8 protein-coding genes and 1 pseudogene are annotated in these 12,056 nt (G+C 62.3%); 7 read left to right on the forward strand and 2 right to left on the reverse strand.

Going from position 1 to position 12,056, the window contains the following annotated elements:
- Positions 1-22: 22 nt before the first annotated feature.
- The 3 genes from BLW24_RS03475 to BLW24_RS03485 all read left to right on the forward strand — a co-directional run bounded on the left by BLW24_RS03475 (position 23) and on the right by BLW24_RS03485 (position 2,977).
- Positions 23-460, forward strand: coding sequence for a YqaA family protein (locus BLW24_RS03475; protein ID WP_090376735.1), 438 nt, complete (start codon positions 23-25; stop codon positions 458-460).
- 131 nt (positions 461-591) lie between these two features.
- Positions 592-1,557 carry a lysylphosphatidylglycerol synthase transmembrane domain-containing protein gene (locus BLW24_RS03480; RefSeq protein WP_090376739.1) on the forward strand — a complete coding sequence of 322 codons (966 nt, stop codon included), beginning with the start codon at positions 592-594 and terminating at the stop codon, positions 1,555-1,557.
- Between the two features lie 154 nt (positions 1,558-1,711).
- Positions 1,712-2,977 (forward strand): Hsp70 family protein, encoded by a 1,266-nt coding sequence (locus tag BLW24_RS03485; RefSeq protein WP_090376742.1) that lies wholly within the window; start codon positions 1,712-1,714, stop codon positions 2,975-2,977.
- 150 nt (positions 2,978-3,127) lie between these two features.
- Here the strand turns inward: BLW24_RS03485 and BLW24_RS03490 are convergent, their stop codons facing one another.
- Complete coding sequence (locus BLW24_RS03490) at positions 3,128-5,458, reverse strand: YgiQ family radical SAM protein (protein WP_090376746.1); 2,331 nt, start codon at positions 5,456-5,458, stop codon at positions 3,128-3,130.
- Positions 5,459-5,692: 234 nt separating this feature from the next.
- On the opposite strand from BLW24_RS03490, the gene BLW24_RS03495 reads away from it, so the two are divergent.
- Complete coding sequence (locus BLW24_RS03495) at positions 5,693-7,570, forward strand: diguanylate cyclase (RefSeq protein ID WP_208600132.1); 1,878 nt, start codon at positions 5,693-5,695, stop codon at positions 7,568-7,570.
- A 132-nt stretch (positions 7,571-7,702) separates the two neighbouring features.
- Positions 7,703-9,606: pseudogene (locus BLW24_RS03500) on the forward strand (diguanylate cyclase).
- 1 nt (position 9,607) lies between these two features.
- On the opposite strand, the gene alr reads toward BLW24_RS03500, so the two are convergent.
- A complete protein-coding gene (alr, locus tag BLW24_RS03505) occupies positions 9,608-10,687 on the reverse strand; it encodes an alanine racemase (RefSeq protein ID WP_090376750.1) in 1,080 nt (359 codons plus the stop codon).
- A gap of 239 nt (positions 10,688-10,926) precedes the next feature.
- Here alr and BLW24_RS03510 point away from each other — a divergent pair, with 239 nt between their 5' ends.
- Both BLW24_RS03510 and BLW24_RS03515 read left to right on the forward strand, forming a co-directional pair.
- Positions 10,927-11,292: a VOC family protein gene (locus BLW24_RS03510; protein WP_090376753.1), complete on the forward strand. Its 366-nt coding sequence runs from the start codon at positions 10,927-10,929 to the stop codon at positions 11,290-11,292.
- A 62-nt stretch (positions 11,293-11,354) separates the two neighbouring features.
- On the forward strand, positions 11,355-12,056 hold the full coding sequence (locus tag BLW24_RS03515; protein WP_090376756.1) for a helix-turn-helix transcriptional regulator: 702 nt from the start codon (positions 11,355-11,357) through the stop codon (positions 12,054-12,056).

Raw genomic sequence — 12,056 nt, forward strand, 5'->3', positions numbered from 1 at the left:
AACGCTGCCTGGCGTACCAAGGGTGTTGACGTTTTCCGCCTACCTCGGCCTGTTTGTTTCGGCCCTTGGCGCCGCCACCCTGCTGCCGCTGCAATCGGAAAGCGTGCTGGTGGCGCTGCTACTCAGCAGCGCCTATTCACCCTGGGCGCTGCTGGCGGTGGCCAGCGTCGGCAATATCCTCGGCTCACTGCTCAACTGGCTGCTCGGCCGCTACCTGGAACACTTTCGCCATAAGTCCTGGTTCCCCGTCAGCGAAGCACGCCTGCAGCAGGCACAGCGCGGCTACGCACGGTATGGTCGCTGGTCACTGCTGCTGAGCTGGATGCCGATCATCGGCGACCCGCTGACCCTGGTGGCCGGGGTGATGCGCGAACGCCTGTGGTTTTTCCTGCTGATCGTCAGCCTGGCGAAAACCGCCCGCTATGCTGTATTGGCAGCCCTGACCCTCGGCTGGAGCTGAGTTACACCACGCGCGACACACGCCGTAACGCCAACGGCAAGTCCGAGGTTGAGCATCGGCCATGCCTCCGTGATACTGCGCAGCCTTCGCACAGGCGCGTGCGAGGAAGTGATCTCAGTGGAGCTGCATCCGTGATGAAAAGGAGCGATCTGGTCTGGACCCTGGTGGGGCTCGGCGCCGTGCTGCTGTCGTGCTACTTGCTCTATCACCAAGTGCGCACTATCTCCCTGAATGAAATCGCCGACAGCCTGCGCGCCATTCCACGCCTGGATTGGCTGCTGGCCGCAGCAGCCACCCTTGGCGCCTATAGCGCCTATAGCGCCCTGGCCTGGTACGACCGCATCGCCCTCGCTCACCTGGGCAAAAAGATTTCCTGGCGCTTTATCAGTCTGTGCTCCTTCACTACCTATGCGCTGGCCCACAACATCGGCGCCTCAGTGTTCTCCGGCGCCCTGGTGCGTTACCGCGCTTACCGCACCAAAGGCATGACGCCGCAGGAAATCGGCATTCTGATCGTCTTCTGCTCCTTTACCTTCGCCCTCGGCACCATCCTCGCCAGCGGCTGCGTACTGGTGCTGGAGCCGGATCTGATCCACCGCGTGGCGAAAGTCACGCCGCTGGTGTCCGAAATCATCGGCGTGCTCCTGCTGCTGTTGGTCGCGCTCTATGTGCTCGGTTCCTGGCGGCACTTCAAGCCCTGGCACTGGGGCAAGCTGCATCTCGAATACCCACGCCTGGGGATTGTCGGCCGCCAGTTGCTGGCCGGCCCACTGGAGCTGGCTTGCGCGGCAGCGATCATCTACTTCGCCCTGCCAGCGGAGAACAACCCAGGCTATCTAGTGGTGTTCGGCGTATTCCTCGCCTCGTTCTCGCTGGCGCTGCTGTCTCACGCCCCCGGCGGCCTGGGTGTGCTGGAAGTGACCTTCCTCGCGGCGATGCCCGAGCTGCCAGCGGCGGACGTTCTCGCCGCGCTGATCGTGTTCCGCTACTTCTACCTGCTGTTGCCGTTCGCCCTGTCGCTGCTGGTGGTACTGGGCTTCGAGTGGACGCAGTGGCAGAGCCGCCGCACCAACCCTGACAACCCGCCCTTGCCCTGAGTCGCACACACCGGATAACCGGGGGCAGCATTGCGCCGCACACTCGCATAGAATGCGCGGCCGTTTTTGCGGCCCCTTCACGACAGCCACTGGCCAGCTGTCGTGACAGGATGCCCAGAAACCTCCCGGTACTTATTCAGGAACAGCGCGCCGCATGACTCTCTCTACACCCGCCCGCGCCTGCGGCATCGACTTCGGCACCTCCAACTCCACCGTCGGCTGGCTGCGCCCCGACGCCGAAACCCTGATTCCCCTGGAAGACGGCAAGATCACCCTGCCCTCGGTGGTGTTCTTCAACCTCGAAGAACGTCGCCCGGTGTACGGCCGCCTGGCGTTGCAGGAATACCTGGAAGGCTACGAAGGCCGGCTGATGCGCTCGCTGAAAAGCCTGCTGGGCAGCAAACTGCTGAAAAGCGAAACCACGGTCTTGGGCAGCGCCCTGCCGTTTAAAGACCTGCTCGGTTTTTTTATCGGTGAGCTGAAAAACCGCGCCGAGGCCACTGCCGGCCGTCCCTTTGAAGAAGTGGTGCTGGGCCGCCCGGTGTTCTTCGTCGACGATGACCCGGTGGCCGACCTGGAAGCACAGAACACCCTGGTGGCCGTGGCGCACAGCCTCGGTTTCAAGGACGTGTCGTTCCAGTACGAGCCCATCGCCGCAGCCTTCGACTATGAGTCGGGCATCAGCCGCGAAGAGCTGGTGCTGATCGTCGATATCGGCGGTGGTACCTCGGACTTCTCCCTGGTGCGCCTGGCGCCCGAACGCCGCGCAGTGGCGGATCGTCACAGCGACATCCTCGCCACCGGCGGCGTACATATCGGCGGTACCGACTTCGACAAGCAACTGTCCCTGGCCGGGGTGATGCCGCTGTTCGGTTACGGCAGCCGGATGAAGAGCGATGCACCGATGCCCACCAGCACCCACCTCAACCTGGCCACCTGGCACACCATCAACGCGGTGTACTCGGCGCAGTCGCAGCGCCAACTGCAGAGCATGCGCTACGACATCGTCGACCCTACCGGCATCGACCGCCTGTTCCAGCTGATCGAGCGCCGCGACGGCCACTGGCTGGCCATGCAGGTGGAAGAAAGCAAGATCGCCCTGACCGAACAGGATGCCCGCCCCATCGACCTCAGCCGCCTGGAAGATGGCCTGGTCGCCGAGCTGACCCGCACACTGTTTGAGGATGCCATCGAACCGCTGCTGGAGCGCGTGCGTGCCAGCGTCACCCAACTGCTCGGCGATGCCGGCGTCAGTGTTGAGCAGGTCGATACGGTGTTTTTTACCGGCGGCTCCAGCGGTATTCCGGCACTGCGCCAGAGCGTCGCGGCAATGCTGCCGAATGCCCAGCATGTGGAAGGCAACACCTTCGGCAGCATCGGCAGCGGCCTGGCCATCGAGGCGCACAAGCGTTACGGCTAAACACTGCAACAGCTCGCGGCTAAAGCCCCTCCCACCTAGCTTGCAGTGATTGCGGGAGGGCCGGGCGGCGTTCCGCTTTAGCCGCGACAAAACCGCAAACGCCAGAATAAAAAACGCCAGCTCAACGCTGGCGTTTTTATGGCTGCAGAATCAGCGCGGCACCACCGGCTTCTTCGGCGGCTTCTTGCCTTTACCTTTAGCGGCATCGGCACGCTCCTTCGCCGCCTGCTGGTTACGCGCCTGCGCCGCGGCCTTGGCCTTCTCGCGCTTGTCCCAGGGGCTACCACCGGCCGCACCGGTATCGCGTGGTGGCAAGCCGGTGTGCTGGGTCAGCATCGGCTTGCTCTTGCTGGTGTCCTTGGCGACTTTGTGGCTACCAGCCGGCGTCGAATTCTTGCGGCGTGCGCTCTGGTAGCTGTCGGTGGCGGGCTGATGCAGCGGGATCAGCTGATTCTTGCCCGGCCCGATCAGATCGCCACGGCCCATGCGCAACAGCGCTTCACGCAGCATCGGCCAGCCTTTCGGGTCGTGGTAACGCAGGAAGGCCTTGTGCAGCCGACGCTGTTCTTCACTCTTGACGATGGTCACGCCGTCGCTCTTGTAGCTGACCTTGCGCAGCGGGTTCTTGCCCGAGTGGTACATGGCCGTGGCGGTGGCCATCGGCGAGGGGTAGAACGCCTGCACCTGGTCGGCGCGGAAGCCGTTGCCCTTGAGCCACAGCGCCAGGTTCATCATGTCCTCGTCGGTGGTGCCAGGGTGCGCTGCGATAAAGTATGGGATCAGGTACTGCTCTTTGCCCGCCTCTTTCGAGTACTTCTCGAACATGCGCTTGAACTTGTCGTAGCTGCCTATGCCCGGCTTCATCATCTGATTCAGCGGGCCTTCCTCGGTGTGCTCCGGGGCGATCTTCAGGTAGCCGCCGACGTGGTGGGTGACCAGCTCCTTGACATACTCCGGCGACTCGACGGCGAGGTCGTAGCGCAGCCCCGAGGCGATGAGGATCTTCTTCACCCCCGGCAGAGCACGCGCACTGCGGTACAGCTGGATCAGGCTGGAGTGATCGGTATTCAGGTTCGGGCAGATACCGGGGAACACGCAGGACGGCTTGCGGCACGCGGATTCGATTTCCGGGCTCTTGCAGGCGATGCGGTACATGTTTGCGGTCGGCCCGCCAAGGTCGGAAATCACCCCGGTAAAGCCCGGCACCTTGTCGCGGATCTCTTCGATCTCGCGGATGATCGACTCTTCCGAACGGTTCTGGATGATCCGCCCCTCATGTTCCGTAATGGAGCAGAAGGTACAGCCGCCAAAACAGCCACGCATGATGTTCACCGAGAAGCGGATCATCTCGTAGGCCGGGATCTTCTCCTTGCCATAGGCCGGGTGCGGAATGCGCTGATAGGGCATGCCGAACACGTAGTCCATTTCCTCGGTGGTCATCGGGATGGGTGGCGGGTTGAACCACACATCCACCTCACCATGTTTCTGCACCAGCGCACGGGCGTTACCCGGATTGGTTTCCAGGTGCAGCACGCGGTTGGCGTGGGCGTAGAGCACCGGGTCGTTACGCACCTTTTCCATCGACGGCAGGCGGATCACCGTCTTGTCGCGGGTCATCCGGGGGCTGGCAAGAATCTGCACGACCTTCGGTTCGTTCGGATCTTCTTGCGGGCCTGAGCCGGCCGCACCTTTCTCCTGCTCGATGGCGCAGGCCGCGGTGTCCTGAGTATTCACGTACGGGTTGATGATCTTGTCGATCTTGCCCGGACGGTCGATACGGGTGGAGTCCACTTCGTACCAGCCCTGCGGCGTGTCGCGGCGGATAAACGCGGTGCCGCGCACGTCGGTAATGTCTTCGATCTTGTGGCCATAGGACAGGCGCTGGGCCACTTCGACGATGGCGCGCTCGGCGTTGCCATACAGCAGGATATCGGCGCTGGCGTCGATCAGGATCGAGTTGCGCACGCGATCTTGCCAGTAGTCGTAGTGCGCAATACGGCGCAGCGAGGCCTCGATACCGCCGAGCACGATCGGCACGTGTTTGTAGGCTTCTTTGCAGCGCTGGCTGTACACCAGGCTGGCGCGGTCCGGGCGCTTGCCGGCAAGGCCGCCAGGGGTGTAGGCGTCGTCGGAGCGGATTTTCTTGTCGGCGGTGTAGCGGTTGATCATCGAGTCCATGTTGCCGGCCGCGACGCCGAAGAACAGGTTCGGCTCGCCGAGCTTCATGAAATCGTCTTTCGACTGCCAGTTCGGCTGGGCAATGATGCCCACGCGAAAGCCTTGCGACTCCAGCAGGCGGCCAATAATCGCCATGCCGAACGAGGGGTGATCCACATAAGCATCACCGGTGACAATGATGATATCGCAACTGTCCCAGCCAAGCTGATCCATCTCTTCCCGGCTCATCGGCAGGAAAGGCGCCGGCCCGAAACACTCGGCCCAGTACTTTGGATAATCGAATAACGGCTTGGCGGCTTGCATGGGCATGAAAAGTGACCGGTGTTGGCGAACAGGGATGGAAAATCGCGGGCGCGGAATATAGCACAAATTTTAACCAAACCCGACTCAGACACTCGGATTAAGCGCGTAAAATCCCCTACAGCTTGTAGTCTTCCTGTAGTGGCTTACGGCTATACTCCAGCGCATAACATCGGCCGCCAATAGCCGGGACAAGGGGTGAACGTGCTGCAACGCTTAGCTTTTTCCATCCTAATCATGCTGAGCCTAGCCCTGCTGCCTGGCCTTTCGAGTGCAGCCATCACTCTCACGCCCACCAGCAGTGGCATTTCCCTGAACACCGACTTCGAACTGCTGGAAGACAGCAGCGCACAACTGACCATTGCCGATATGGCCGACCCGGCCATTCAGAGCCGCTTCCAGCCGGCCAATGGCCGCGCCAGCGTAGGCCAGAGTCTTAACCCCTGGTGGATCAAGGTTACCCTGCAGCGCACTAGCGATGCCCCCAGCCAGTGGTGGCTGGAAGTCAGTTCGGTCACCCAGCTCGACCTGCGCCTGTACCTGCCTGGGCAGAATGGCCGCTGGCAGGAGCGACAATCCGGCGAGCTGGTCAACCATAAAGAAGGCCGCGATCACGAATTCCGCCACATGCTGTTCAAGCTGCCGGAGCTGAGCCCACAACCGCTGACCTTTTATCTGCGCAGCTATGACCCGGCCGGCAACTCGTTCCCGATGCGCGCCTGGCAGCTGGATCAGCTGATCCAAGGCGCCGCAGAAGAGAACCTCGCACTTGGCGTGGTCTACGGCATCATCGCCGCACTGCTGCTGTACAACCTGTTTATCTTCTTCAGCCTGCGCGACTCGGCCTATTTCTGGTACGTGCTGACCACCGCCGGCGCGCTGCTGATGATCCTCAGCATGAGCGGCCATGGTTTTCAGTACCTGTGGCCAAACAATCCTGTGCCCTTCTGGCTGGACCGTGTCACCCTGCCATCGCTGTGGGGCTTCTGCGCCTGCCGCTTTACTCAATGCCTGATGCAAACTCGCACCCATGTGCGCTGGGCTCATCATCTGCTGAGCCTGGCCTGCATCTGCTATGTGATTGCAGTCGCCCTGGAGGGCCTGGGACAACGCCATACCGCTGCCTGGATCATTGCCCTGCTATCGCTGACCAGCATCCCTGCAGCGCTGGGCTCGGCCCTGATTCGCTGGCGCCAGGGTTACTTCCCGGCCCTGCTCTATCTCTTTGGCTATGGCCTGATTCTCGGCAGCATCAGTCTGGCGCTGATGCGCGCCACCGGCCTGGTACAGCCGGCCACCTGGAATGCTTATGTATTCCCGCTGTCAGTGGCAGCCGAGTCGATCCTGTTCTCCTTCGCCCTGGCGTACCGTATCCAAACGCTCAAGCAGGAAAAAGCCGAAGCCCTGGAACAGGCCGATCGCGAAAAAACGGCACGTCTGGCGCAGATGCAAGGCAGCGCCGATGAACTGCAAAGTGCGGTCAAACTGCGTACTGCCGAACTGGCGCAGGCCAACCAGCAACTCTGCGAACGCGAGCGCGAGCTCCAGCACGTCGCCTTCCACGACCCGCTGACCGAGCTGCCCAATCGACGTTTTCTGGTCGAGCGCTGCGAAGCGGCGCTGGCCAATGCCCGTCGGCACAATGAAGCCACGGCTCTGCTGCTGATTGACCTCGACCATTTCAAACCGATCAACGACAAATACGGCCACGATGCCGGCGACCTCATGCTGCAAAGCATCGCTCAACGTCTGCGCGAGCACGTACGCTCGGGTGATGCGGTGGCGCGCCTGGGTGGCGATGAATTTGCCGTACTGATCTGCGGCGAGGACGCCGAACAGCATGCCCGCGATATCGCCCGCCGCCTGCTGGACGAGCTGGCCAAGCCGGTGGCCTACGGTGCCGACCGCCTCACCGTAACCATCAGCATCGGCGTGGCGCTGTATCCGCGTCACGCCAGCAACTTCACCACGCTGTACAAGGCCGCCGACGAAATGCTCTACAAGGTCAAGAGCCGCGGTCGTTCAGGCTCGGCCGTTTGCGGGGAGAACGGCGAGCTGAGCAGCAGCGCGCGCCTGCAACTGGATGTGCTGAATGTACCCAGTGGCTTGGGCTGATTACACGAAGGCAGCGATCAACGCTCACAGCACAGTTATCACCAAACCAATGTCGTGCCGGCAACTTCTGTGAACGATCACACAGCTGCGCCTATACTCGCGCAAACGCCACTCGACATCAGGAAGTCCGCAGTGCAGCGCCTCACCTTATCCATCCTGCTATTGCTGAGCCTGTTTAGCGGCCCGAGCTTTGCCAACCCGGTGCTGCTGAGTGCGCCAAGTAGTGGCAGCGTGCTCAACGGCAGATCGAACTGCTGGAGGATGTCGACGGCCAACTGAGCATTGCCGACATGACCGACCCCGCCGTGCAAAGCCGCTTTCAACCCGCCGCCGGACGCACCAGCGTGGGTCAGAGCGGCAACCCCTGGTGGATCAAACTCAGCCTGCAGCGCAGCAGTGACGCGCCCGCACAATGGTGGCTGGAAGTCGGCGCGGTCACCCTGCTCGACCTGCAAATATTCCTTCCTAGCGCCACAGGCCAATGGCAACTGCGCCAGGCCGGTGAACGCGTCGGTTTCGCCGAAGGCCGCGACCACGATTACCGCCGCGCGTTATTCCGCCTGCCACCGCTCGGCGAGCAGGCGCAAACCATTTACCTGCGCACCTTTGATCCGGCCGGCAACTCCTTCCCGCTGCGTATCTGGCAGCTGCACGACCTCGAGCAACTGGCCAAGCGCGAGCATCTGGTGCTCGGTCTGATCTACGGGGTGATTCTCGCCCTGCTGCTGTACAACCTGTTTATCCTGCTGGCCCTGCGCGACCCGGCGTACCTCTGGTATGTACTGACCATGGCGGCCTCACTGGTATGTATTGCCAGCATGAGCGGCCACGGCTTCCAGTACCTTTGGCCTGACGACCCGGTGCCCGCCTGGCTGGATCGCATCACCCCGCCCATTCTGGTCAGCCTCGGCATCCTGCGTTTTGCCCAGGCACTGCTGTCCACCCGCACCACCCTGCGCATTGCCCACACCATCCTCAACGGCTGTATCGTGGTCTACCTGCTGGCCCTGGCGGTCAACCTCGCCGGCTATCGCAGTGAAACCGGCCTGCTGATCGGGCTGATCCCGATTGTCACCGTCCCTACCCTGCTGCTCAGTGCCGTCATCCGCTGGAGACAGGGCTTTACCCCGGCGCTGTTCTACCTGCTGGGCTACGGCAGCGTGCTGCTGAGCTTTGTGATTCTGGTGCTGCGCGCCGCCGGCGTGGTGCAGCCGGGCGAGTCCACCGCTTACCTGTTCCCGCTGGCAGTGGCGGCCGAGGCGATCCTGTTCTCCTTCGCCCTGGCTTATCGCATCCAGATTCTCAAACAGGAAAAGGCCGATGCGATTCTCCAGGCCGACCGTGAAAAAACCGCACGCCTGGCCCAGGCCCAGGCCAATGCCGCCGAACTGCAGCACTCGGTTGAACTGCGCACCGCAGAACTGGCCGCCACCAATGAACGCCTGCGCCAGCGTGAGCAGGCGCTGCAGCACGCGGCGTTTCACGACCCGCTGACTGAACTGCCAAACCGCCGTTACCTGGTTGAACGCTGCGAAACCGCCCTGGCCAACGCCCGTCGGCACAGCGAAGCGATTGCCCTGCTGCTGATCGACCTCGACCATTTCAAGCCGATCAACGATAAGCACGGCCACGATGCCGGCGACCTGATGCTGCAACAGATCGCCCTGCGCCTGCGTGAGCATGTACGCGCAGGCGACGCCGTGGCACGCCTGGGCGGCGACGAGTTTGCCGTACTGGTGTGCGGTGCCGATGCCGAAGAGCATGCGCGGGAAATTGCCAATCGCCTGCTCGCCGAGCTGGCCAAGCCGGTGATGTACGGCGCCGCACGGCTGACCGTGGCCATCAGCATTGGTGTGGCGCTGTATCCACAACACGCCGGCACCTTTACCGCGCTGTACAAGGCAGCCGACGAGATGCTCTACCGCGTCAAAACCCGCGGCCGTTCAGGCTCGGCGGTGTGCGGTGAGGGCGGTGAATTGAGCAACAGTGCGCGCCTGCACCTGGATGTGCTCAGCGTACCCAGCGGCCTACTTTGACTCAGCTGCTGCGATAGCGCCGTGGCACCCGCGCAGTGACCTTGCTGAGCAGCTCATAACCAATGGTACCGGCCGCCTGCGCCACCTCATCCACCGGCAACTGTGTACCCCACAACTCGACCGCATCACCTACAGCAGCATCGGGCACGTCAGTCAAATCGACCGTCAGCATATCCATCGACACCCGCCCGACCAGTGTCACCCGCTGGCCACGGACGACAACCGGCGTACCGATCGGAGCATGGCGCGGGTAGCCATCGGCATAACCGCAACTCACGGTGCCGATACGCGACGGCCGCTCAGCTCGCCAGGTGCCGCCATAGCCAACCGTTTCACCGATTGCTACCTCCCGGCAGGCAATCAGCTGTGCGGTCAGGCTCATCGCCGGGCGCAAGCCCAGCTCAGCGGCGCCCAGCTCAGCAAAAGGCGTGGCGCCATAAAGCATGATGCCGGGCCGCAGCCAATCCATATGCGCAGCAGGGATGGTCAGAATTGCCGCCGAGTTGGCCAGCGAGCGCTGGGCAAAATCCAGATCCAGCAGATCGAGAAACTGCTCAAGCTGCAGTTCGCTGGTCTCGCTGCCACGCTCATCGGCACAGGCAAAGTGACTGATCAGGTTCAACTCGGCCAGCTGCGCCGCGCCCTGTAAACGACCATGCCATTCACGCACGGCAGCGGCGCTGAAGCCCAGGCGATGCATGCCGCTGTCCAGCTTCAGCCACAGATTCAGCGGGCGCGATAGATTAGCGGCGAGCAGCTGCTGCGCCTGCTGCTCGCTGTGCAACACCAGATCCAGGCCCAGCTGCGCGGCAAACTGATACTCCGCCGCCTCGAAGCAGCCTTCGAGCAACAGAATCCTTGCCTCACCATGCAGCGCACGCACCTCGGCGGCTTCCTCCAGGCTGGCCACGGCAAAGCCATCGGCAACATCGTGCAAGGCCGTCACCACCTCACGCACGCCATGCCCGTAGGCATTCGCCTTGACCACCGCAAATGCCTGTCGGCCCGGCGCACAACGTTTGGCCAGCGCGTAGTTATGGGCGATGGCTGACAGATCAACAGTGGCAACAAGAGGACGCATGACAGGGCTCCACGGCAGGCTAAAGCCGAGCATCTTAACCCCCGACTCCCGAGCTGCAAGCGTCAGGTCGCTCAGCACACTGCGGCGCCGCAGTTAGCGCCGCAAATTTAATTGCACAGCCGTGAAAGCTACTGACAATAAGCTGTCAGTAGCACTCCCCTAGAGTGGGTTCCACAGGCTAGAACGCGCCCTCAGATACTGCCGCAGCCTGTCGACCCCAACCTTCAAGGAGAGAGAAAATGAATGCGATCAACTGGTTCGAACTATTTGTCAGCAACTTCGAACGTGCCCGCGGCTTCTATGAACGCGCCCTGGCTACGCCGCTGGAGGTAATGGAGGGCATGGGTGGCCGTATGGCACTGTTCCCCCACGCACTAGAAAGCGGTGTCGGCGGTTGCCTGAGCGAGTCTGCCGAGCAACAAAGTGGCATTGGCGGCACCCGCATCTACCTGAACGTCGAAGGCCAGCTGGATGCTGTGGTGAACCGCGTCCCTTCGGCAGGCGGCGTGATTATCCAGAGCAAGATGTCTATCGCGCCGCATGGTTTTATCGCTGTGATAAAAGACAGTGAAGGTAACGAAGTGGGCCTGCACAGCATGTCCTAAGCCCAGCCCTCCGGGCGTGCGTCAGCGCGCCCGGTCATCCAGAGCGGAACAGCTGAGACAACATGAGACGCGCCGACCGTCTGTTTCAAATCGTGCAGTTCCTGCGCAGCCGTCGCCTGACCACCGCCCAGTGGCTGGCCGAGCGCCTGCAGGTATCGGTGCGCACCATTTATCGCGATATCCAGGACCTTTCCCTTTCCGGAGTGCCGCTGGAAGGTGAAGCCGGCGTCGGCTACGTGCTGCGCCAACCGATGGATTTGCCGCCCTTGATGTTCGAGCGCGAGGAGATTGAGGCGCTGCTGGTGGGCGCGCGCATGGTCAAAGCCTGGGCGGACCCACAGCTGCAACGAGCCGCCGAATCGGCACTGGCGAAAATCCACAGCGTGCTGCCCAACGAGCTGCGCGATGAGTTCAATCGCAATCAGCTGTTTGCCCCGGAAACCAATCCGTACCCTGTGCACTGGCTCGGCCAGTTGCGCCAGGCCATACGCCAGCACCACAAGCTGCTGATCAGTTACCGCGATGAACGCGGCAGAACCAGCCAACGCTGCATCTGGCCGCTGGGGCTGTTTTTCTGGGGGCAAACCTGGACGCTGTGCGGCTGGCGTGAGCTGCGCAACGACTTCCGCAACTTCCGCATCGACCGCGTGCAGCAGCTGCAGGACCGCGCGGAAATCTTTGAGCCGGTGGATGGCCAACGCCTGGAGGACTACCTCAAACCGTTTCTGGGCGAACACGCCACCGCACCACTGTACAAAAGCTAA

Source organism: Pseudomonas anguilliseptica (assembly GCF_900105355.1).
GTDB classification, from domain to species: domain Bacteria; phylum Pseudomonadota; class Gammaproteobacteria; order Pseudomonadales; family Pseudomonadaceae; genus Aquipseudomonas; species Aquipseudomonas anguilliseptica.

Excerpts from the sequence above, each read along its gene's own strand:
- BLW24_RS03490 (WP_090376746.1), bottom strand. The coding sequence starts at position 5,458 with ATGCAAGCCGCCAAGCCGTTATTCGATTATCCAAAGTACTGGGCCGAG.
- BLW24_RS03515 (WP_090376756.1), top strand. The coding sequence starts at position 11,355 with ATGAGACGCGCCGACCGTCTGTTTCAAATCGTGCAGTTCCTGCGCAGC.
- BLW24_RS03485 (WP_090376742.1), top strand. The coding sequence starts at position 1,712 with ATGACTCTCTCTACACCCGCCCGCGCCTGCGGCATCGACTTCGGCACC.
- alr (WP_090376750.1), bottom strand. The coding sequence starts at position 10,687 with ATGCGTCCTCTTGTTGCCACTGTTGATCTGTCAGCCATCGCCCATAAC.
- BLW24_RS03495 (WP_208600132.1), top strand. The coding sequence starts at position 5,693 with ATGCTGAGCCTAGCCCTGCTGCCTGGCCTTTCGAGTGCAGCCATCACT.
- BLW24_RS03510 (WP_090376753.1), top strand. The coding sequence starts at position 10,927 with ATGAATGCGATCAACTGGTTCGAACTATTTGTCAGCAACTTCGAACGT.